The organism is Frigoribacterium sp. CFBP 13707 (assembly GCF_014842245.1).
Taxonomy (GTDB): Bacteria; Actinomycetota; Actinomycetes; order Actinomycetales; family Microbacteriaceae; genus Frigoribacterium; species Frigoribacterium endophyticum.
In genome coordinates this window covers 430003-451370 of the sequence record NZ_JACYVL010000001.1, presented here as the reverse complement: position 1 = coordinate 451370, position 21368 = coordinate 430003, and the positions used below count along the sequence as shown (strand labels likewise).

The 21368-nt window shown below is 76.4% G+C and carries 18 protein-coding genes; 11 read left to right on the top strand and 7 right to left on the bottom strand.

Features of this window, described 5'->3' with window-relative positions:
• Positions 1 to 122: 122 nt before the first annotated feature.
• Positions 123 to 458, bottom strand: a complete 336-nt coding sequence (locus IFT45_RS02030) for a hypothetical protein (protein WP_185233569.1) — start codon at positions 456 to 458, stop codon at positions 123 to 125.
• A 72-nt stretch (positions 459 to 530) separates the two neighbouring features.
• Between IFT45_RS02030 and IFT45_RS02025 the strand changes: the two genes are divergently transcribed.
• The 4 genes from IFT45_RS02025 to IFT45_RS02010 all read left to right on the top strand — a co-directional run bounded on the left by IFT45_RS02025 (position 531) and on the right by IFT45_RS02010 (position 6600).
• A complete protein-coding gene (locus IFT45_RS02025) occupies positions 531 to 3182 on the top strand; it encodes a phosphoenolpyruvate carboxylase (protein WP_056056867.1) in 2652 nt (883 codons plus the stop codon).
• Positions 3183 to 3267: 85 nt separating this feature from the next.
• Positions 3268 to 4626, top strand: coding sequence for a sensor histidine kinase (locus tag IFT45_RS02020; protein WP_192126417.1), 1359 nt, complete (start codon positions 3268 to 3270; stop codon positions 4624 to 4626).
• Positions 4614 to 5348 (top strand): response regulator, encoded by a 735-nt coding sequence (locus IFT45_RS02015; RefSeq protein ID WP_371810848.1) that lies wholly within the window; start codon positions 4614 to 4616, stop codon positions 5346 to 5348. Before IFT45_RS02020 ends, IFT45_RS02015 begins: the two co-directional genes overlap by 13 nt.
• 229 nt (positions 5349 to 5577) lie before the next feature.
• Entirely contained in the window at positions 5578 to 6600 is a 1023-nt protein-coding gene (locus tag IFT45_RS02010) for a BMP family protein (protein WP_056058987.1), read from the top strand.
• Between the two features lie 198 nt (positions 6601 to 6798).
• Here the strand turns inward: IFT45_RS02010 and IFT45_RS02005 are convergent, their stop codons facing one another.
• The 3 genes from IFT45_RS02005 to IFT45_RS01995 all read right to left on the bottom strand — a co-directional run bounded on the left by IFT45_RS02005 (position 6799) and on the right by IFT45_RS01995 (position 11460).
• Complete coding sequence (locus IFT45_RS02005) at positions 6799 to 7623, bottom strand: carbon-nitrogen hydrolase family protein (protein ID WP_192126415.1); 825 nt, start codon at positions 7621 to 7623, stop codon at positions 6799 to 6801.
• 79 nt (positions 7624 to 7702) lie between these two features.
• Positions 7703 to 10507, bottom strand: a complete 2805-nt coding sequence (locus tag IFT45_RS02000; RefSeq protein WP_192126752.1) for a molybdopterin cofactor-binding domain-containing protein — start codon at positions 10505 to 10507, stop codon at positions 7703 to 7705.
• Between the two features lie 62 nt (positions 10508 to 10569).
• The gene (locus IFT45_RS01995) at positions 10570 to 11460 is read right to left on the bottom strand and encodes an FAD binding domain-containing protein (RefSeq protein WP_192126413.1); all 891 of its coding nucleotides are present in this window, start codon (positions 11458 to 11460) and stop codon (positions 10570 to 10572) included.
• Positions 11461 to 11502: 42 nt separating this feature from the next.
• Between IFT45_RS01995 and uraD the strand changes: the two genes are divergently transcribed.
• Complete coding sequence (gene uraD, locus IFT45_RS01990) at positions 11503 to 12045, top strand: 2-oxo-4-hydroxy-4-carboxy-5-ureidoimidazoline decarboxylase (RefSeq protein WP_192046203.1); 543 nt, start codon at positions 11503 to 11505, stop codon at positions 12043 to 12045.
• Positions 12042 to 12368, top strand: coding sequence for a hydroxyisourate hydrolase (gene uraH, locus IFT45_RS01985; protein ID WP_192126411.1), 327 nt, complete (start codon positions 12042 to 12044; stop codon positions 12366 to 12368). Before uraD ends, uraH begins: the two co-directional genes overlap by 4 nt.
• Positions 12369 to 12445: 77 nt before the next feature.
• Here uraH and IFT45_RS01980 read toward each other — a convergent pair whose 3' ends face one another.
• On the bottom strand, positions 12446 to 12961 hold the full coding sequence (locus tag IFT45_RS01980) for a nucleoside deaminase (protein WP_185233549.1): 516 nt from the start codon (positions 12959 to 12961) through the stop codon (positions 12446 to 12448).
• Positions 12962 to 13032: 71 nt separating this feature from the next.
• Positions 13033 to 13941, bottom strand: coding sequence for a factor-independent urate hydroxylase (gene pucL / locus IFT45_RS01975; protein ID WP_185233547.1), 909 nt, complete (start codon positions 13939 to 13941; stop codon positions 13033 to 13035).
• A gap of 268 nt (positions 13942 to 14209) precedes the next feature.
• Here pucL and IFT45_RS01970 point away from each other — a divergent pair, with 268 nt between their 5' ends.
• Positions 14210 to 15346, top strand: a complete 1137-nt coding sequence (locus IFT45_RS01970; RefSeq protein ID WP_244637649.1) for an acetamidase/formamidase family protein — start codon at positions 14210 to 14212, stop codon at positions 15344 to 15346.
• Positions 15339 to 16991: an AtzH-like domain-containing protein gene (locus tag IFT45_RS01965; protein ID WP_371810845.1), complete on the top strand. Its 1653-nt coding sequence runs from the start codon at positions 15339 to 15341 to the stop codon at positions 16989 to 16991. The genes IFT45_RS01970 and IFT45_RS01965 overlap by 8 nt, the downstream gene beginning before the upstream one ends.
• Positions 16992 to 17104: 113 nt before the next feature.
• Here the strand turns inward: IFT45_RS01965 and IFT45_RS01960 are convergent, their stop codons facing one another.
• Complete coding sequence (locus IFT45_RS01960) at positions 17105 to 17779, bottom strand: NTP transferase domain-containing protein (protein WP_371810844.1); 675 nt, start codon at positions 17777 to 17779, stop codon at positions 17105 to 17107.
• Positions 17780 to 17858: 79 nt separating this feature from the next.
• On the opposite strand from IFT45_RS01960, the gene IFT45_RS01955 reads away from it, so the two are divergent.
• Genes IFT45_RS01955 through IFT45_RS01945 form a run of 3 tightly spaced genes read left to right on the top strand, consistent with a single transcriptional unit; the run spans position 17859 to position 21336 of the window.
• Complete coding sequence (locus IFT45_RS01955; RefSeq protein ID WP_244637585.1) at positions 17859 to 19148, top strand: alanine--glyoxylate aminotransferase family protein; 1290 nt, start codon at positions 17859 to 17861, stop codon at positions 19146 to 19148.
• A complete protein-coding gene (locus IFT45_RS01950; protein WP_192126408.1) occupies positions 19145 to 20407 on the top strand; it encodes an allantoate amidohydrolase in 1263 nt (420 codons plus the stop codon). Before IFT45_RS01955 ends, IFT45_RS01950 begins: the two co-directional genes overlap by 4 nt.
• Positions 20404 to 21336 (top strand): MurR/RpiR family transcriptional regulator, encoded by a 933-nt coding sequence (locus IFT45_RS01945; protein ID WP_197982199.1) that lies wholly within the window; start codon positions 20404 to 20406, stop codon positions 21334 to 21336. The genes IFT45_RS01950 and IFT45_RS01945 overlap by 4 nt, the downstream gene beginning before the upstream one ends.
• The last annotated feature ends 32 nt before the right edge of the window (positions 21337 to 21368 follow it).

Genomic DNA, 21368 nt, shown 5'->3' with positions numbered 1-21368 from the left:
AAAGAACCACGCTTCGCGATGGTTCTTCGATCAGTCGGTGGTTCGCTCGGGGTGAGGACGGGGCGGGCGCGGGGCGGGCGCGGGCGCGGGGCGGGCGCGGGGCGGGCGCGGGGCGGGCGCGGCTACGGGCGGCTGCCGGCCTCGACGACGGTCTCGACCAGGCGCACGTGCGAGACGGCGACGCGGGTCGGCTGGCCGGCGAACGCCGCGGCCCGGCCCTCGCTGGCGAGGTACGTCTGCTCGAGGGCGGTGAACGCGGCGGCGTCGCCGGGCACGCTGACCGCCCAGGTGAACTGCTCGGCCTCGCGGTCGGCGTACGCGAACTCGACCGTGAAGCCCTGCGCGGTGCGCACGGGCACGATCTCGGCGTGGAACCACGCCAGGAAGTCGTCGAGCACCCCCGGCACCAGGTCGTAGCGGCGCAGCTGGACGGTCTTCGCAGAGGGCTCGGGGGTCATGCCGCCACCCTAGGGCGACCCCGGGGCCCCCGATGTTCGTCACACTCCGCCCGCGTGCCACAGAATGGTCGCGTGACGGACACCGAGACCCCCCGACGCCCTGACGGCACCTCCCGCGACGACGTCCGGGGCGAGGTCGACGCGGCCCTCCGCGCCGACGTGAGCTTCCTCGGCAGCCTCCTCGGGCGCGTGCTCACCGAGGCCGGCGGCCCCGAGCTGCTCGCCGACGTCGAGGCCCTCCGCGCCGCCGTGATCGGCGCGTACGAGGGCGACACCGACGAGGTGGCCAGGGCCCGTGCCCGCGACCTCGTCGAGTCGCTCGACCACGAGCGCGCCGAGCAGGTCGCCCGGGCCTTCACCTGCTACTTCCACCTCAGCAACCTCGCGGAGGAGCACCACCGCGTGCGCGTGCTGACGCGCCGCGGCTCGGGCCCCGACTCCCTGCCGGCCGCCGTCGAGCGGCTGGTCGACGAGCTCGGCGCCGACGAGGCGTCGCGGCGCCTCGCCGAGCTGCGCTTCCAGCCCGTCTTCACGGCGCACCCGACGGAGGCCCGCCGCCGCGCCGTCGCGTCGACCATCCGCCGCATCAGCGACCTGCTCGCCGAGCGCGACATCTCCGCCAACGAGGTGACCGGCGCCGAGACGCAGCGCCGCCTCCTGGAGGAGATCGACACGCTGTGGCGCACGTCGCCGCTCCGCACGACGCGCCCGACCCCGCTCGACGAGGTCCGCACCGCGATGAACGTCTTCGACCAGACGCTCTTCGAGGTCGTGCCGACGGTCTACCGCCTGCTCGACGACCGCCTCCAGGGCGACGGCGCCGGTCGCGAGCCGGTGCGCGCCCCCGCCTTCATGCGCCTCAGCAGCTGGATCGGCGGCGACCGCGACGGCAACCCGCACGTCACCGCCGAGGTCACGCGGGCCGCGGCCGAGATCGCCTCCGAGCACGTGCTGATCGGCCTGCAGCGCGCGACCACGCGCATCGGCAGCACCCTCACCCTCGACGAGGCCGACACCCCCGGCGACGAGGGCCTCGTGGCGCTCGCCGAGCAGCAGCGGCAGCTCGAGCCCGACGTCGCCTCGCGCATCGGCATCCGCTCGCCGAACGAGAGCCACCGCCGCGTGCTGCTCTTCGTCGCGGCCCGCCTCGAGGCGACCCGCCTCGGCCAGGAGCCCCTCGCCTACGGCCGCCCCGACGAGCTGCTCGACGACCTCCGCACCGTGCAGCGCTCGCTCCGGGCCGCGGGGGCCGACCGCGCCGCGAACGGCGAGCTGCAGAACCTCGTGTGGCAGGTCGAGACCTTCGGGTTCCACCTCGCCGAGCTCGAGGTGCGCCAGCACTCGCAGGTGCACCGGAACGCCCTCGAGGAGGCGCGGGCCGGCGGCGAGCTCAGCCCCACCACCGTCGAGGTGCTGGAGGTGTTCCGCGTGGTCGCCGAGCTGCAGCAGCGCTTCGGGCGCCAGGCCGCCTCCCGCTACATCGTCTCGTTCACGCAGTCGTCGGCCGACCTCGCGAACGTCGTCGAGCTGGCCGAGCTCGCGCTCGGCTCGGCCGAGGCGGCGCCCGTGCTCGACGTCATCCCGCTCTTCGAGACGTTCGCGGACCTCGAGGCGTCGACGCGCATCCTCGAGGAGGCCCTGCAGACCGAGCCCGTGCAGCGTCGCCTCGCCGCGAACGGCCGTCGGCTCGAGGTCATGCTCGGCTACTCCGACTCGTCGAAGGACGTCGGGCCGGTCAGCGCCAGCTTCGCGCTGTACGACGCCCAGGCGCGCATCGCCGAGTGGGCTGAGCGCAACGGGATCGTGCTGACGCTCTTCCACGGCCGCGGCGGCTCGATGGGCCGCGGCGGCGGGCCGGCCCACGAGGCCGTCCGGGCCCAGCCGCCCGGATCGGTGGAGGGGCGGTTCAAGATCACGGAGCAGGGCGAGGTGATCCTGGCGCACTACGGCAACAAGACCATCGCCGCGCGGCACATCGAGCAGATGGCCGCCGCGACCCTGCAGGCGTCGAGCCCCGCCACGGCCGCGCGCAACGCCGCCGCGGCGGAGCGCTTCGCCCCGCTCGCGAGCGCGATGGACGCCGCCTCGAAGGACGCCTTCTTCGGCCTCGTCAAGGCGGACGGCTTCGCCCAGTGGTTCGCCACGGTCACCCCGATGGAGGAGGTGGGCCTGCTCGCGCTCGGCTCCCGCCCCGCGCGGCGCGGCCTCTCGGTCGAGTCGCTGGAGGACCTGCGGGCGATCCCGTGGGTGTTCGCCTGGACCCAGGCGCGCATCAACCTCGCCGGCTGGTACGGCCTCGGCTCCGCCCTCGCCGCGGTGGGAGACGTCGAGCTGCTGCGCGAGGCGTACGCGTCGTGGCCGCTCTTCACGACGATGATCAAGAACGTCGAGCTGTCGTTCGCCAAGACCGACGACCACATCGCCCGCGAGTACCTCGGCCTGGCCGAGCGCACCGACCTCGCCGACCGGGTGCTCGCCGAGATGGCGCTGACCCGCGAGTGGGTGCTCCGCGTCAGCGGCCACGCCGAGGTGCTCGAGGGGCGACCGGTGCTCAAGCGCTCGGTGCGCCTCCGAAGCCCGTACGTCGACGCGCTGTCGCTGCTGCAGCTGCGGGCGCTGCGGGGCATCCGCCGCGCGGTCGAGAAGGACCCGGCCGACGCCGACCACCGCCTCCTCCTGCTCACCGTCAACGGGATCGCCGCGGGGCTGCAGAACACCGGATGACGCCGGGCACCGGCACGGGCGCGGGGCCGGGATCTCCGACCTTCGGTCGATCCGGGGCCCGCGGGCCGCTCCGTAGGCTCGCCGCATGACCGCGACAGCACGCCCCGCGAGCCCGCCCCTGAGCCCCGCCGACGTCGGCCGCCCGGTCGACGACGACCGCCCGGGCGCCGCGGCGCGCCTCTGGTCGGAGACCTGGCGCTGGGTCGTGGCCGCGGTCGTCGGCCTCCTGCTCTTCGTGGTCGTCTGGTTCTCGGACCCCGCGGTGTCCGAGGACCTCGGCGAGCCCCGCTTCACGCTGCTGGTGCTGCTCGACCTCGTGCTCGGGTCGGCCGCCCTCGTGCTCGTGCCCTTCCGGCGGCACGCGCCCCTGGTGGTGGCCCTCGTCGCGGTGGCGCTCTGCGGGGCCTCCGCGCTCGGCATCGGCGCCGCGGTGCTCGCCACCGTCTCGCTGGCGACCCGTCGTCGCCCGGTCGAGATCGGTCTCGTGTCGGTCGTCTTCGTCGGGGCGTCGGTGCTCGGCGACCGCATCGTCACGCAGGCCTCCGCGGCGACGCCCCTCTGGCAGCTGGTCGCGGTCTCGGCGCTCGTCGTCGCCCTCCTCGTCGCCGTGGGCCTCTACGTCGGGGGCCGCCGCGAGCTGCTGCGCTCGCTCCGCGAGCGGGCCCGCCTCGCCGAGGAGGAGCAGTCGCTGCGCCTCGCCCAGGCCCGCGACCACGAGCGCACCCGGATCGCCCGCGAGATGCACGACGTGCTCGCCCACCGGCTCTCGCTCGTGGCGCTGCACGCCGGGGCGCTCGAGTACCGCGAGGGGCTCGGCGAGGCCGAGACCCGGGCGACGGCCGGGGTCATCCGCGACAACGCCCGGGCGGCGCTCACCGAGCTGCGCGAGGTGCTCGGCGTGCTGCGCGACGGGGCGCGCGGGGGCGACGGGCCCGACGCCGACCACGACGCCGACCCCGACTCCGACGTCGCCGCCGCCGCCAGCGCCGCGGCCGTGCCGCCGCAGCCGACGCTGGCGGGCCTCGACGGCCTGCTCGACGAGGCCCGGGCGGCCGGCTCGCCCGTGACGCTTCGGGTCGACGACGACACGCGCCGGGGGCTGGAGGCGCTGCCGACGTCGACCTCGCGGCACGCCTTCCGCGTCGTGCAGGAGTGCCTCACGAACGCGCGCCGTCACGCACCGGGGCAGCCGGTGACGGTCGGCCTCTCGGGGCGCCCGGGGCGCGAGCTGCGGGTGCGGGTCGAGAACCCGACCACGAGCACGGCGGGGGGCGCCGACGGCCTCGGCAGCGACGGCCTCGGCGGCGACGGCCTCCGCGTTCCCGGGCGGGGCCACGGCCTGACGGGCCTGGAGGAGCGGGCCCGGCTGGCGGGCGGCTCGCTGACCGTCGAGCACGCCGACGGCCGGTTCACCGTGGAGGCGCGGCTGCCGTGGACGAGGTGACCCGCGACTCCCCGGGGCCGGCCCCCGTGCGCGTCGTCGTGGTCGACGACGAGCGCCTGGTGCGCGAGGGCCTGCTGCTGCTCCTCGGCGGCGACCCGGCCATCGAGGTGGTGGGCCAGGCGGAGGACGGCCTGGCCGCCGAGGCCGTCATCGCCCGCACCCGGCCCGACGTCGTGCTGATGGACATCCGCATGCCGCGCTGCAACGGCCTCGACGCCACCGCCCGCGAGCTACGGCGACGGCCCGACCTCGCGGTGCTCGTGCTGACGACCTTCGACGCCGACGACATGGTGCTCGGGGCGCTGCGGAGCGGTGCCCGCGGCTTCGTGCTCAAGGACACGCCGCCGGCCGAGCTGGTCGCCGCCGTGCACGCGGCCGCCGAGGGGCGGTCGACGCTCTCGCCGTCGGTGCTCGACCGGGTGATCGAGGTCGCGGCCGGGCGCGGCGGGGGAGCGGGGCAGGGCGCGGGCCCGGTCGCCGGCACCGGCGTGGACGCCGCCGTAGTGGTCGGCGAGGTCGAGCGCTTCGAGCGGCTGACCGAGCGGGAGGCGGAGGTCGCCCGGGCGGTGGCGCGCGGCCTCACGAACGCGCAGGTCGCGGCCGACCTCTTCATCACGCTCGCGACGGTGAAGACGCACGTCGGCCACGTCTACGAGAAGCTCGAGGTGGAGGGGCGGGTCGACCTGGCGATGCTGGTGCACCGGGTCGGCGGGGCGCGCTGACGTCACGCCCCGCCCTCGCGGGCGCGCGCGTCGGCGTCACGGAGGCGGCACGGCGGCCGATTGGTGCCATGATGCTGCTCACCCCTGCAGCATCCCCCAGCCCGGAGGTCTCCCCGTCGTGTCAGTCCGCCCCGCCCGCACCGGCAGCCCCGCCGCCGTCCGCCCCGCCGCCCCGGCCCGCGCGTCGTCCGCTCGTCGCCCCTCGCGCCTCCTCGGGGGCGTCGTCGGCCTGTCGGCCCTCGTGCTGCTCAGCGCCTGCGCGACCGCGCCGAGCGACGACGTCGCCGCGACCGACAGCACGCACTGCGCCCGCATGGTCACGAACTCGGGCGGCCTCGACGACCGGTCGTTCAACCAGTCGAGCTGGGCGGGCCTCCAGGCGGCCCAGGCCGAGGACGGCATCGACGCGAAGGTGCTCGTGTCGACGAGCGAGACCGACCTGGCCCCCAACGTCGAGCAGGCCGTGGGCTCGGGCTGCGGCTTCGTGCTGACGGTCGGCTACGAGCTCGCCGCGGCGACGCAGGAGCAGGCCGCCGCGAACCCCGACATCGACTTCGCGATCGTCGACGAGAGCGTCGAGGGCGAGAACGTCAAGCCCATCCTCTTCGACACGGCGCAGGCCTCGTACCTCGCGGGCTACCTCGCGGCCGGGGTCAGCAAGACCGGCGCGGTGGCGACCTTCGGCGGCGGCAACCAGCCTCCCGTGACGCTGTTCATGGACGGCTTCTCGGACGGCGTCGACGCCTACAACGCCGCGCACGGCACCGCGGTCGAGCTGCTCGGCTGGTCGAAGGAGGCGCAGGACGGCTCGTTCACCGGCGACTTCGAGGACGTCAACAAGGGCAAGCAGCTGGCGCAGGCGCTGATCGACCAGGGCGCCGACGTGATCATGCCGGTGGCCGGGCAGGTCGGCGAGGGCGCCGCCTCCGCGGCCCTCGACGCGGGCGGCGTCTCGGTGATCTGGGTCGACAACGACGGCTACGACACGCTCCCCGAGGAGTACCGGCCGATCATGCTCACCTCGGTGATCAAGGACACGGAGCAGGCCGTGCAGCAGATCGCCGTCTCGTCGACCGACGACTCGTTCACGGCGGAGCCCTACGTCGGCACGCTCGACAACGGCGGCGTCGACATCGCGCCGTTCCACGACCTCGCCTCGTCGGTCCCCGCCGAGCTGCAGGCCGAGCTCGACGCGGTGCGCGCGAGCATCGTCAGCGGCGAGCTCGTCGTCGAGTCGCCCAGCGCGCCGTAGCGGGTCAGGGCGCCGGAGCGCGGCCAGAGCGGCCAGAGCTGGCGCTGCCGCGGCCGACCTGCGGGTCCCGTCTCCCGGGAAGCACCCATGCCTACCGCTGATCCACTCTGGAGTGGATCAGCGGTGACGGCGGACCCTCCTCGAGGCCCCGAGGGCGCTCTCGAACCGCCGAGCGACGGGCCGGTCCGGAGGCGCGGGTCAGCCCTGCGGCCCGCTCGCGACCGCGAAGCGCTGGTTCGCCAGCACGGGCAGCGACCCGCGGGCGGCGTCGACCTGGGCGAGGTCGACGTCGACGACGCGGAGCTCGGCCGCTGCGCCGAGCTCGACGAGAACCTCGCCGAGCGGCGACACGACGACGCTGTGCCCGACCCCGGTGGGCGCCCCGCCCGAGGGCTCGACGCCCTGCGTCGCGGGGTCGCCCTGGCCCACGGCCACGACGACGGTGGTCGTGTCGACGGCCCGGGCCCGGGTCAGCAGCCGCCACTGCTCGACCTTGCCGGGGCCTGCGCCCCACGACGCGCAGACGAGGCTGACGCGTGCCCCCGCCGCGGCCGTCGCGAGGAACAGCGCGGGGAAGCGCACGTCGTAGCAGGTGGCCAGCCCGACGGTCTCGCCCGCCACCCGCACGGTGACGGCCCGGTCGCCCGGCTGCACCGACTCCGACTCGGCGTAGCCGAAGGCGTCGAAGACGTGCACCTTGTCGTAGTGGGCCCCGTCACCGGGCGTGGGCCCCGCGACCAGCAGGGTGTTGCGCACCCGGCCGTCGTCGCCGGGCGTGAACGTGCCGACGACCAGCGTCGTGCCGAGCCGGGCGGCGAGGCCCCGCACCGACGACGCCCAGGGGCCGTCGAGCGGCTCGGCGACCGTGCCGAGGTCGGCGCCGCCGAAGGCGCAGAGCGTCGCCTCGGGGAAGACGACGAGCTCGGCGCCGTCGGCCGCGGCGAGCTCGGCGACGCGCTCCACCTCCCGGAGGTTCGCGGCCGGGTCGGCGGTGCTGATGATCTGGGCGAGGGCGATGCGCATGGTGCTCCGTACTGTAGGCCAGCGGCCGCGCGCGCTCACCCCCGGCCGCGCCCGGCCACGCCCGGCCGGTCAGCCCCGCTCACCCCCGCGCGAGCCGCCAGAGCCGGTCGCGCGACATGGGCAGCTCGTGCGGCCGCACGCCCAGGGCGTCCCGGATCGCGTTCGCGAGCGCCGGGGCGACCGGGTTGTACGGCGCCTCGCTCATCGACTTCGCGCCGAGCGGACCGAGGTCGTCGTGGGTCGCCGCGAAGAGCACCTCGGTGCGCGGCACGTCCGAGAACTTGGGCACGCGGTAGTTGCGGAGCGCGGTCGTGGTGACCCGCCCCTCCTCGTCGAGCAGGACCTCCTCGTAGAGCGCCGTGCCGATCGCCTGCGCGGTGCCGCCCTCGACCTGCCCGCGCAGCTGCTCGGGGTTCAGCACGGTGCCGGCGTCGGCCGCCTGGATCGAGCGCAGCATGCGCACCTCTCCGGTCGACCGGTCGACGGCGACGCGGAACGCGTGCACGTTGAACGCGACCGAGCGCGGCGTGCCGTCGTGGCTGCCGTCGGCCGAGAGCGGACCGGCGGCGAGCAGCTGCCCGGCGTCGACGACGACGTGCTCGGGGCCGCCCCCGGGGGTGCGGGAGGCGCGGGTCACGACGACGCCCCCGGTCACCACCTCGGGCAGCGGGCCTCCGTCGACGACCGACGCCGCGCCTCCGGTGAGGTCGAGCGCCCGGTCCACCATCGCGGCCCGCAGCTTCTGCGCCGCGGCGAGCAGTGCCTTGCCGGCCACGACGACCCCGGCCGACCCGAAGGCGCCGGTGTCGTACCGCGCCACGTCGGTGTCGCTCTGCCGGATCGTCACGCGGTCGGGCGTGGTGCCCAGCACGGTCGCGACCAGCTGGCCGTGCACCGTGGTCGTGCCGTTGCCGAACTCGGCCGTGCCGACGGCCACGTCGTACCCGCCGTCGGGCCGCAGCGCGACCGACGTGTCGGCGAAGTGGCCGCGGGGCGGCATGGTCGCGATCATCGCGAGGGCCATGCCGGTGCCGACGCTCCAGCTCGCGCCCTCGGGCACGACGTCGGCGGCGGCCACCGCGGGGTCGTCGCTCGGGGTCGCCAGGGCCCGCTCGACGAGGTCGAGGCACTGGTCGAGGCCGTAGCTGCCGTAGAGCAGGTCCGTCTCCTCGTCGGGGTCGGTGACGACCATCGGGTCGCCCGGCACGACGACGTTGCGGCGGCGCAGCTCGAACGGGTCGAGGCCGAGCTCGCGGGCCAGCTCGTCCATCGCCGACTCGACGCCGAAGACGACCTGGCCGAGGCCGTAGCCGCGGAACGCCCCCGACGGCAGGTTGTTCGTGTAGACGCTCTCGGCGTCGACCCGCTTGTTCTCGCAGCGGTACACGGAGGTCGACTCGTGCACCGAGTGGTACATGACCCCGATGCCGTGGTTGCCGTAGGCGCCCGTGTCCATCAGCTGGTCGACGTGCATCGCCGTGAGCACGCCGTCGCGGGTGGCCCCGAGCCGCACGCGCACGCACATCGGGTGCCGGGTCGGCACGACCGTGAACTCGTCGTCGCGGCTCATCTCGTACTGCACGGCCCGGCCGGTGCGCAGCACGGCGAGCGTCACGAGGTCCTCGGTCAAGAGCTCCTGCTTGCCGCCGAACCCGCCGCCGACCCGCTTGGTGAAGACCCGGACGGACTCCTGCGGCAGGCCGAAGACGTGGGCCACCTCGTCCCGGACGAGGAAGGGCACCTGGCTCGAGGTGCGGAGCACGAGGCGCCCGTCGTCGTCGAGCCAGCCCCGCGTGGCGTGCGTCTCGAGCGCCGCGTGGCTGACCCGCTGCGTGCGCCAGGTGCCCTCGACGGTGACGTCGGCGGCGGCGAGCGCGGCCTCGACGTCGCCCGTCTCGCCGTGCATCGCGGCCACGGTGTTGCGCTCGGGGAAGGCGATGCGCGAGACCTCGCTCGTCTTCTCGCCGTGCAGCAGCGGGGCTCCGGGGCGCCGGGCCTGCTCGGGGTCGAAGACGGCGGGCAGCAGCTCGTACTCGACGACGACGGCGTCGAGGGCGAGACGCGCCTCGCGCACCGACTCGGCGACGACGGCCGCGACGCGCTGGCCGCGGAACCGCAGCACGGGGTCGATCACGAGCGAGTCGTCGGGGTCGTCCTCGCGGTCTTCGTGGCGGCCGGTGGAGAACAGCGTCGCGGGGGAGTCGTGGTGCGTGAGGACGGCGTGCACGCCCGGCATGGCCTCGGCGGCCGAGACGTCGATCGACACGACGCGCGCGTGCGGGTGGGGGCTGCCGAGCACGGCGAGGTGCAGCAGCTTCGTCGGCGAGCGGAAGTCGAGGGTGTACTCCTCGCCGCCGGTCACGACCCGGAGGGCGGCCGGGGCCGTCGTCGACTGGCCGACGGCCGTGCCCGCGGCCGGCGTCGTCGTGTTGGCGACGCCGCAGATCGCGTCGCCGATCGCCCGGTAGCCGGTGCAGCGGCAGAGGTTGCCCTTGAGCAGCCGGGGCAGGTCGTCGTGGTCGGCCTCGGTGAGGGTCGACGCGGTCACGACCATGCCCGCGGTGCAGAAGCCGCACTGGAAGCCCGCGGCGTCGACGAAGGCCTGCTGCACGGGGTGCGGGTGCTCGACCGTGCCGAGGCCGGCGGCCGTGGTGACGGCGCGGCCGTCGAGGCGGTGCGCCGGCCAGATGCACGAGTGCACGGGCTCGCCGTCGACGAGCACCGAGCAGGCTCCGCAGTCGCCCGCGTCGCAGCCCTTCTTCACCGCGTGCACGCCGGCCTCGCGGAGCACCGTGCGCAGCACCTGGCCGGGCGCCACCGGCGCGTCGAGCTGTCGCCCGTCGACCTCGAACGAGACGGTCCTGCCGGAGGCGCGGCTCGGCACGGCCGCCTCGCTGGCGGTCGCCGGGCCGGTCACGCCGCCGCCGCTGGCTGCTCCTGGGGTGCTCACGCCGTGCCTCCTCGGGTCGGGGTGCCGGTCGACCGGGCCGGGCCCGGTCGGTGGACGAAGGGCCGCGCGGGCGGCGTCGGGGCGGGCGACAGCGCCTCGGCCCGCAGCTCGTGCGCGAAGAGGGCGCTGACGTGCCGTCGCCAGTCGGGGGCGCCGTGCGGGTCGTCGTACCAGGTGTCGACGCGGGCGAGCGCGTCGGCGAGGGCCCGTTCGCCGGGCACCTCGTCGAAGCGCAGCTGCTCGGGGCGCGTCGTGCCCGCCGTGACGGTGAGCACCCACTCGCCGTCGGGCGCCGTGCGGCTCGTGACGAGCGTTCCCGAGCGGCCCAGGGGGCTCAGGGCGACGCGGCGGAACCCGGTGCGCGAGCGCAGCGACCCGAGGGGCACCTCGAGCGACCGCAGCACCTCGCCGTGGCGCAGGGTGTTCTCGCGCACGCCCGTGACGAGCTCGACCACGGGCTCGCGGCGCTCGCCGCCGTCGGGGGTCCAGACGACGGCCACGGCGTCGACGGTGCTGAGCAGCGACGTCATCGCGCCGGCGGGCAGGCTCGTCGCGACGTTGCCGCCGACCGTCGCCGTGTTCCAGATCTTGAACGAGGCGAGCAGGCTCTCGGCGCACTGGCGCACGAGCGGGTGCGCCGTCCAGCCGGGCTCCGCCGGCAGCCGCGTCAGCTCGGCCAGCGTGCACGTGGCCGCGATGCTCAGCACGTCGCCGACGACCTCGAGCGGGGCCCAGCCCAGGGTGGTCAGGTCGACGAGGCCGGTCAGCCCCGGCTGCGGCTCGGAGTACAGCCAGGTGCCGCCGCCGAGGGGCAGCTCGCCGGGGCCGAAGCGGACCTCGGCCCGCGTCGTCGGGGTGCGCACCTCGCGCACGGTGATCAGGTCCACGACGGCACCCGCCCCCCGGTCGCGGTCAGTACAGTGGCGACCATGATCGACCTCCCCGAGAGCGAGCTGCGCGAGCGGCTGGCCACCGCATTGTCCGTGCAGCGCTGGGTCGACGAGGTGGCCGCGGCCGCGCCGTTCGACGACGTCGACGCCCTGGTCGGGGCCGCCACGGCCGCGGGCAGCCCGCTCAGCGAGGCCGAGGTCGACGAGGCCATGGCGCACCACCCGCGCATCGGCGAGGCGCCGACGGGCGAGGGCGCCGCGCAGGAGTTCAGCCGGCGCGAGCAGGAGGCGTCGGCGCAGACCGACGACCCGCAGCTCGCCAAGGCGCTCGCCGAGGGCAACGCCACGTACGAGGAGCGCTTCGGCCGCGTCTTCCTCATCCGCGCCGCGGGGCGCAGCCGCGCCGAGATCGTCGACGAGCTCGAGCGTCGGCTGAAGCTCGACGACGAGACCGAGAAGCAGGTCGTGGGCGAGCAGCTGGTCGAGATCGCCGCGCTGCGGCTGCGCCAGATGTTCGCCGCCGCGACGGCCGAGACCGGCCGCACCAGCGAGACCGCGTCGCCGCGGGAGCCCGCCGCGTGAGCCACGTCACGACGCACGTGCTCGACGCGGCGCTCGGCCGCCCGGCCGCCGGCGTCGCCGTCGACCTCTCCGACGAGGCGGGCACGCTGCTCGGCCAGGGCGTCACCGACGCCGACGGTCGCGTCGCGGACCTCGGGCCGGAGGCGCTGGTCGCGGGGGTCTACCGGCTCACGTTCCACACCGCAGCGTACTTCGAGGCCGCGGGCCGCCACTCCTTCTGGCCGCGCGTCGTGCTGGAGTTCCAGCTCGCCGACGCGTCGGCCCACCACCACGTGCCGCTGCTGCTGAGCCCGTTCGCCTTCACGACGTACCGCGGCAGCTGACCCGCCGGCCTGGGCGACCGCGGCCTGGGCGACCGCGGGCTGGGCGTCCCCGGCGGTGACGGGACCTCGCACGGTGCTCAGTAGTCGGTGCGGTGGTCGTGGGCGAGCCAGGCCTCGAACGGCGCCGCGGCGTCGTCGGGGCGCGCGGCGACGACCGGGAGATCCCAGGTGGAGCGGTCGCGGCCGAACAGCTCGTAGAACTCGAGGTCGTCGAAGCCGCCCCGGGCCGCGTCGTGGCGGTCGGCGGCGTAGACCACGCGGTCGACCCGTGCCCAGAGCGACGCCGAGAGGCAGAGCGGGCACGGCTCGCACGACGTGTAGAGCGTCGCGCCGGCGAGCGAGAAGTCGCCGACGACCTGGCACGCCGCGCGGATCGCCGTGACCTCGGCGTGCGCGGTCGGGTCGAGGTTCGCCGTGACGCGGTTCTGGCCCTCGGCCACGAGCTCGCCGTCGCGCACGATCAGCGCGCCGAACGGCCCCCCGCCGGCGGCGACGTTCTCGACCGCGAGCTCGATGGTGCGGGCGAGCCAGCGGGCGTCGTCGGCCTCGGTGGCGGTCGCTCGGGTGACGGGTGTGGTGCTCTCTGCGCTCACGGCGCCTCCTGCTCGGTCGGGTGCCGCGGGGGCGGCGGGCGGTGCGGGTCGGGTGGCCACGGCGACGGGGCTCAGGCGAGCCCGGCCGACGCCCGCCAGGCGTCGCCCGCGGGGGCGGCGTCGTCGCGCGTGAGGGTGGCCTCGATCAGACCGTAGGGCCGATCGGCGGCCCAGAACACCTCGTTGTCGTTCGACAGGCCGAAGCGGTCGAGGTCGTAGGCGAAGTGGTGCTTGTTGGGGGCCTTGAGGCGGATCTCCGCGATCTCGGGGTGGGCCTCGAGCACCGCCTTGCCCATGTGCCAGAGCGTCTGCTGGAGCGCCAGCGACTGGAGGGTGGCGAACTCGCGCACCATCAGCGTCTTGACCGAGGCGTACAGGGCGTCCCAGTCGCGGTCGGGGTCGGCCGCCGCCGCGCCGGAGAGCCGCCACTTCGCGTCGAGCGCCGTCGCCATCACGCGGTCGTGGGTCTCGGGCAGGGTGGTGAACTCGTCGGTGAGGAACCCGGCGAACTCCGACCCGGTCGACTTGAGCAGCACGAGCTCCTTCAGGCCGGCCACGACGTGCTCGTCGTCGGCGTCGACCGTGACGGCGGCCGTGCGGACCTCCTGCCCCGTGCGCAGCCAGGTGTGGTCGTGCTCGACGCCGTCGACGACGGCCCGGGCCCACGCGAACTCCTCGATCTCGACCCGCGCGCCCACGACGGGGCCCACGTCGGCGACGAAGTGGCGCGCCAGGTCGAGGCCGAAGCCCTCCACCGACTGCACGCCGTGGGACTTGGCGAACGCGAAGGCGGTGTTCTTCTGCGTGTCGGTGGGCAGCACGGACGACTGGTCGCCGGCGAGGTGGGCGGCCTCGAACGGGCCGCGGAGCGCGGTCGTCACGTTGAGGTCGCGGATCTCGTGCCGGGGGGAGTCGCGCACGATGCGCACCAGGCGGGACTCCGCCTTGCCGTACTGGTTGTCGCCGAGGATGATCGCCATGGCCGTGATCCTCACACGCTCGTGTGAACGCCGTGTTTCACGATGGGCCGTTTGTGAACGGATTGTTTCAGGACGGCCCTCGGGAGGGACGGCTCGTCGCCTAGGGTCGGGAGTCACCCGGGGCCGCCACGGGCCCCGCGCGACCAGAGAGGCCGTCGCCGTGCACCCCGCCCCCGCCCCCGCCCCCGCTCCTCCGCCCGCCGCCCCGCCCGCCGCGGCGGCCGTCTCACCCGCCGCGTCCGCCGCGGCGCCCCGCCCGGCCTGGCCCCTGCAGCCGGGGGAGGGCCCCGTCGCCGCCGGCCACTACCTCCCCGCGACGCCCGAGACGACGCTCTGGGGCCGCCTGCCCTGCGCCGCCGACACGGCGGTGCTGACGGTCGAGCCGGGCACGCGCGTCACGATCGACACGGTCAGCCACGAGGGCGTGCTCGACGACCAGGGCCGCGACCCGGTGCGCTTCTTCGCCGCCCACGGCGTCGCCGCCGACGACGTGCTGCGCGACGCGGTCGCGATCGCCGCCTCCGACGCCCACGACCGCGACCCGCTCGTCGACGGGCCGCACCTCGTCACCGGCCCGGTCGCGGTGCGCGGGGCGCAGCCGGGCGACGTGCTCAGCGTGACGCTCGTCGAGGCGCTGCCGCGCGTGCCGTACGGCGTCGTCTCGAACCGGCACGGGCGCGGGGCCCTCGCCGGCGAGTACCCGCTGCAGGAGGGCCCGGTCAGCGTCTTCGCGGCGGTGGACGTCGAGCCCGACGGCTCGCTCGTCGGCACGCTGCCGGTGGTGCCCGGGGGCGAGCACGTCGTGCGCTTCCCGCTGCGGCCCTTCCTCGGCATCATGGGCGTCGCCGCCGCGGGCGCCGAGCGCCCCCACTCGGTGCCGCCCGGGGCCTTCGGCGGCAACGTCGACATCGCTCTCCTCACGGCCGGCACGACGCTGCACCTGCCCGTGCAGGTGCCCGACGCGCTCGTCTACGTCGGCGACCCCCACTTCGCCCAGGGCGACGGCGAGGTCGCGCTGACCGCGATGGAGGCGTCGCTGCGCGTGACCGTGCAGCTCGACCTCGTGCGACGCGACGACGCGCTCGCGATGTTCGGCGAGCTCGCCGGGCCGCTCGGCGAGACCGTGGACGACCTCGTGCCGACGGGGCTCGACGCCGACCTCGACGAGGCGGTGCGCGCCTGCGTCCGTGCGGCGATCGCCCTGCTCCGGGCACGCTGGGGCATGGACGAGTCGCTGGCGTACGCCTACCTCTCGGCCGCCACCGACTTCGACATCTCGCAGGTGGTCGACCTCGTGAAGGGCGTGCACGCCCGGGTGCGCAAGGCGGACTTCGCCGGCGTGCCGCTGGTGGGCGGCGACCGCGCCGTGACGCGGCTCGACCGCGAGGAGGCGGCCCGTGCCTGACGAGACCGCTCCCGGCCCGGGGCCGGTCGCCCCGGGGCCGGTCGCCCCGCCGCCGGCCGCCCCGCTGTCGGTCACCACCCTCGAGGGCGGCGAGCTGCCCGAGGGCCTGCTCGACGCCGTCGTCGCCTACGAGGACGCCCTGCGCCGCGACGACGCCGCGGCCCTGGCCGACGCGTTCGAGCCGGGCCCGGGCAGCGTCCGCGTCGACGCGCAGGGCGTGCTCGTCGGGCACGACGCGATCACGGCGTTCCGGGCCCGGCGGGGCGGTGCGCCGGCCCGTGGCGTCGAGGAGTGCCACGTGCGCGTGCTCGACCCCGGCTCGGCCGTCGTGGTCACCGTCAACGCGCCGGCCGGCGGCGGCCGCGGCGTCGTCACCCAGCTGTGGAGGCGCGGGGCCGGGCAGCCGTGGCGGATCGCGACCGCGCACGTGCAGGCCCCGCGCCCCGCGGTCGACACGCGGGTGTGGCGGGTGGTGGGCGGGCCCCTGGTGCCGGCCCGCGCCTCCTCGGGGCCGCTGGCGGGGCGGACCGTCGCCGTCAAGGACCTCTTCGCCGTGGCGGGGCACGCGGTCGGCGCGGGCGTGCCCGCCTGGCTCGCCGAGCAGCCGGTCGAGACGGCCTCGGCCCCGGCCGTCGAGCTGCTGCTCGCCGCCGGGGCGAGCGTCGCCGGCCTGGCCCAGACCGACGAGTTCGCGTACAGCGTCGCCGGCCGCAACGGGTCGTGGGGCACCCCGCCCAACGGGGCCGTGCCGGGTGCGCTGCCGGGCGGCTCGTCGAGCGGCCCCGCCTCCGCGGTCGCCCTGGGGCAGGCGGACGTCGGGCTCGGCACGGACACGGGAGGCTCGGTGCGGGTCCCCGCCTCGTACCAGGGGCTCTGGGGGCTGCGGACGTCGCACGGCGCCGTGCCGCGGGAGGGCCTGCTGCCGCTGGCGCCGAGCTTCGACACGGTGGGCTGGCTGACGCGCGACCCGGCGACGCTGCGGGCGGCGGCGGAGGCGTCGCTCGGGGCGGCGCCCGGCGGGCCGGCGGGGCGCGGGCGGTCGGGGCCGTCGTGGTCGACGGGGCCGTCGGTCGTCGTCGATCCCCGGGTGCTCGCCGCGGTCGAGCCCGACGTCGCCACGGCCTTCACCGGGGTCGTCGACGCGCTCGTCGACGACGGGCGGCTGCCCGGCCTCGCGGCCGTCGCGGTCGGCGACCTCGACACGCTGTTCGAGCTGTTCCGGGTCGTGCAGGCCGCGGAGGCCTGGCGCAGCCACGGGCGGTGGATCGAGGCGCACCCCGGCGTGCTCTCCGCGGACGTCGCGGCACGGTTCGCCGTCGGGGCGGGCGTCGACGCCGAGCAGGAGCAGGAGGCGCGGGTCGGCCTGGCGGAGGCCCGTCGCGCCCTCGACGCGGTGCTCGGCGACGCCGTGCTCGTGCTGCCGTCGGCCTCGTCGTCGGCGCCCCGGCTCGACGCCTCGCCGGAGGAGGTCGACCGGGTGCGCGGGGCGACGCTCCGCCTCACCTGCCTCGCGGGCGTCACCGGGCGCCCCGCCGTCTCGGCCCCGCTGCTGCGCGTCGCGGGCGGGCCCGTGGGGCTCTGCCTGGTGGGGCCGCGCGGCTCGGACCTCGCGCTCGTCGACCTGGCGGCGTCGCTCGTCGGCTGAGGCGCGGCGGCGGCGGCGCCGTCGGGGCGATCGAGGTGACTCGTCCGGGGCCCGCAGTGCCACGGAGGGCCCCGTTCGAGTCCCCTCGGGGCGCGACGGCGTCGCGCTCGCCGTCAGGCGGGGCGGTCGACGTCGGCGCCGTCCCACAGGTCGGAGGCGTCGACGCGCTCGGCGCCGTGCGCGTGCAGCCAGCTCCGGGCGCCGGAGTCGCCGTGCAGCGTGGCCGCCAGCGGGGCCCAGTGGTCGCGACCGATCACCACGGGGTGGCCCGGGCGGCCTCCGAACACCGCCTGCCGCAGGGCGCTCGCCGAGCGTCCGCCCTCGCCGTCGAGCAGCCGCGCGACCGCGGCCGGCGGCAGCCCCGGGAGGTCGACCAGCGAGACCAGCGCGCACCGCGCCTCCTCGGCTCCTCCTCCGGCACCGTCCGCCGCGTCGGCCAGCGCCCGGGCGACCTCCGGCCCCGCCGCGGCCGCCAGCCCCGCGCGGAGCGACGCGGCGAGCCCCTCGGCCCAGTCGCCGGCGACGACCACGAGGAGGCGCGGGTCGGCCGGCACGAGACCGCGCGCCTCGCCCGCCCGCGCGCCGAGCACCACGACCACCACGTCGCAGCCCCCGTCGAGCAGCGCCGCGCACCCCCGCTCGAGCCAGGGCGTGCCGTCGGGGTCGCGGACGAGCGCCTTCGGCCGCCCCGCGCGCGTCCCGGCCCCGGCGGCCAGGAGCACCCCGACGACCCGGCCGCCCGTCGGCACGCCGGAGGGCGACGAGGGGGCACGGGTCGGCTCGGTCACGCCCCGATCCTCGCAGCCTCGCCGCCGCCCCCGCCCTCACGGCAACACCCCTGAAACACGGGTTGCGTACGATGGCGGCATGAAACGAGCCTTCCAGCCGATCGACCCGCCCGCTCGCCTGCTGATGGGCCCCGGCCCGATCACCGCCGACCCGCGCGTGCTGCGGGCGATGTCGGCGCAGCTGGTCGGCCAGTACGACCCGTGGATGACCGCGACCATGGACGAGACCCAGGCCCTCTACCGGCAGGTCTTCCAGACCGACAACGAGCAGACCGTGCTCGTCGACGGCACCTCCCGGGCCGGCATCGAGGCGGCCCTCGTCTCGCTGATCGAGCCGGGCGACCGCGTGCTCGTGCCCGTCTTCGGCCGTTTCGGCCACCTGCTCGTCGAGATCGCCGGGCGGTGCGGCGCCGAGGTGCACACGATCGAGGTGCCCTGGGGCCAGGTCTTCACGGCCGAGGCGATCGAGCGCGCGATCGTCGAGACGCGCCCGGCGCTGCTCGCGGTGGTGCACGGCGACACCTCGACGACCGTCGCCCAGCCGCTCGAGGGGCTCGGCGAGGTCTGCGCCCGCCACGGCGTCCTCTTCTACACCGACGTCACGGCCTCGATCGCGGGCAACGCCGTCGACGCCGACGCGCTCGGGCTCGACGCCGTCACCGCCGGGCTGCAGAAGTGCCTCGGCGGGCCCTCCGGCTCGGCTCCGGCCACCTTCTCCGACCGGGCCGTCGAGCGCATCCGGGCCCGCGCCTCCGTCGAGGCCGGCATCCGCAGCGCGGGCGACCCGACCAGCGAGCGGCGCATCGCGTCGAACTACTTCGACCTCGCGATGATCTTCGACTACTGGGGCCCGCAGCGGCTCAACCACCACACCGAGGCCACGACGATGCTCTACGGCGCCCGCGAGTGCGCCCGGCTCGTCGTCGACGAGGGGCTCGACGCCGCCGTCGAGCGGCACCGCCTGCACGGCGCGGCGATGCTCGCCGGGGTGCAGGGGCTCGGCCTCGGCGTCTTCGGCGACGTCGAGCACAAGATGAACAACGTCGTCGCCGTCGAGATCCCCGACGGGGTCGACGGCGACGCGGTCCGCGGGCAGCTGCTCGCCGACTTCGGCCTCGAGATCGGCACGAGCTTCGGGCCGCTGCACGGCAAGGTCTGGCGCATCGGCACGATGGGCTACAACGCCCGCCGCGACACCGTGCTGACGACGCTCTCGGCGCTCGAGTCGGTGCTGCGCCGGGCGGGCGCCCGGGTCGCGTCGGGCGGCGGGGTCGACGCCGCCTACGACGTGTACGCCGACGCCGACCGGGCCACGGCCCTGGCCGCGGCGACGGCCGGAGGCGCGGAGCAGGCGGGAGGCGCGGCGTGAGCCCCGCAGGCACGCCCCGCTCCGACGCCCAGGTCGTCCTCGACCGGTGCGACGAGCTCGCCCGGGAGAGCAGCGCCGCCCACGGCATCACGCGCGTGTACCTCAGCCCCGAGCACGCCCGGGTCAACGCGATCGCGGCCGGGTGGATGCAGGCCGCGGGCATGACGACGTGGCAGGACGCCGGGGGCAACCAGCGCGGCCGGTACGAGGCCGAGACGCCGGGCGCCCCCGCGGTGCTGCTCGGCTCGCACCTCGACACGGTGCCCGACGCCGGGCGCTACGACGGCGTCCTCGGCGTGCTGCTCGCGATCGCCGTCGTCGAGCGCCTGCACCGTGCCGGCACCCGCCTGCCGGTCGCGGTCGAGGTCGCGGCGTTCGGAGACGAGGAGGGCACGCGCTTCGGCACGGCCCTGCTCGGCTCCCGGGCGCTCGCCGGCACCTGGGACGACGCGTGGTGGCAGCTCGTCGACGACCAGGGCACCACGCTGCGCGACGCGTTCACCGCCTTCGGGCTCGACCCCGCGGCCGTGGCCGACGCCGCGCCTCCCCGGGGGTCGCTCGTCGGCTACCTCGAGGCGCACATCGAGCAGGGCCCCTACCTCGAGGAGGCCGACCGGGCCCTCGCCGTCGTCTCGTCGATCGCCGGGGCGCGGCGCTTCGAGCTCACCGTCACGGGCGTCGCGGGGCACGCCGGGGGAGTCCCCTTCCACCGCCGGCACGACGCGCTCGCCGGGGCCAGCGAGATCGTGCTCGCGGTCGAGCGCCTCGCCCGCGACGCGGGCTGCGTGGCGACGGTGGGCCGGCTGCAGGCGTTCCCGGGCGGGGTCAACGTCATCCCCGGCCTGGTCGAGGCCAGCGTCGACCTGCGGGGCGAGCACGACGCCGAGCGGGACGCCGTGTGGGAGGCGGTGCTCGCCGAGGCCGCGGAGGTCGCCGAGCGCCGCGGCCTCACCGTCGAGGCGCGCGAGACGCACAGCGCCCCCGCCGTGGTCGCCTCGCCCGCCCTCCGCGACGTCGTGCGCGAGGGCATCGCGGTGACGGGCGACGCCGACCCGATGACCCTGTTCTCGAAGGCCGGCCACGACGCGATGGCCGTCGCCGAGCTCACCGACTGGGCGATGCTCTTCGTCCGCTGCGGGGCCGGCGGCATCAGCCACCACCCCGACGAGATCGTCGGCCTCGCCGACGTGGCGGTCGCGCTCGACGCGTTCGAGGCCGCGGTGCGCGCCCTGGCGGCCCGGACGGCGGAGGCGGCGTGAGCGCGAGCGTGAGCGCGGACGCGGACGCGGACGCGGTCGCGGAGCCGGGGCAGGTGCCGACCGACGCTGCGGCCGCCCCGGCCGAGGGCGGCATCCGCGACCGGATCGACTCCGGCTACGGCGCCCTCAGCCCGCAGGAGCAGCGCGCCGCCGACTTCATCCTCGACCACCTCGACGACCTGGCGGTCGTCACGGCGACCGAGATCGCCGAGCAGAGCGGGGTGTCGAAGGCGACGGTGTCGCGGCTGTTCCGCCGCCTCGGGTTCACCGACGCCCAGGAGGTGCGCGAGCAGGCCCGCGTCGCGCGCGGCCGGGGCGTCCCCGTCGGGCCGACCACCGCCTCCGGCGACCTCGCCCCCCACGCGGCCTCCGAGCAGCGCAACCTGCAGCGGATGCTCGACGGCCTCGCCGACGGCCGCCTCGCCGACGCCGCCCGCCTGGTGGCCGACGCCCAGCGCGTCGTGGTCGTCGGGTTCCGCAACAGCTACCCCGTCGCGATGCACCTGCGACAGCAGCTCGTGCAGGTGCGCGACGACGTGCGCCTCGCCCCGCAGCCGGGCCAGTCGGTCGGGGAGGAGCTCGTGGGGCTGAGCCCGCGCGACGTCGTCGTGCTCGTCGGGTTCCGGCGACGGCCGGCCGGGTTCTCGGGCGTCGTCCGTTCGCTGGCCGAGCGCGGCGTGCCCGTCGTGCTCGTCGGCGACGCGTCGGCCCGCGCGGCGGAGGTCGCCGTGCGCCTCGAGTGCCCGGTCGACAGCCCCTCGCCGTTCGACAGCTACGCCGCAGCGATGAGCCTCGTGGCGCTCTTCGCGGCGGCCGTGCTGGCCGAGCACCCGCGCACCGGGCGCACCCGCGTCGGCGACGTCACCGGGCTCTACGCCGACCTGGCCGAGCTGGAGCAGCGGCCCGGTACGGAGGGCGCCGGCGCCTGAGCCCCGCCGGGCGTCCCCGCCGGGGCGTCCTC

Coding starts and splice junctions, on each gene's coding strand:
- IFT45_RS02030 (WP_185233569.1), bottom strand. CDS start 458: ATGACCCCCGAGCCCTCTGCGAAGACCGTCCAGCTGCGCCGCTACGAC.
- IFT45_RS02020 (WP_192126417.1), top strand. CDS start 3,268: ATGACCGCGACAGCACGCCCCGCGAGCCCGCCCCTGAGCCCCGCCGAC.
- IFT45_RS02005 (WP_192126415.1), bottom strand. CDS start 7,623: ATGCGCATCGCCCTCGCCCAGATCATCAGCACCGCCGACCCGGCCGCG.
- uraD (WP_192046203.1), top strand. CDS start 11,503: ATGATCGACCTCCCCGAGAGCGAGCTGCGCGAGCGGCTGGCCACCGCA.
- pucL (WP_185233547.1), bottom strand. CDS start 13,941: ATGGCGATCATCCTCGGCGACAACCAGTACGGCAAGGCGGAGTCCCGC.
- IFT45_RS01955 (WP_244637585.1), top strand. CDS start 17,859: ATGAAACGAGCCTTCCAGCCGATCGACCCGCCCGCTCGCCTGCTGATG.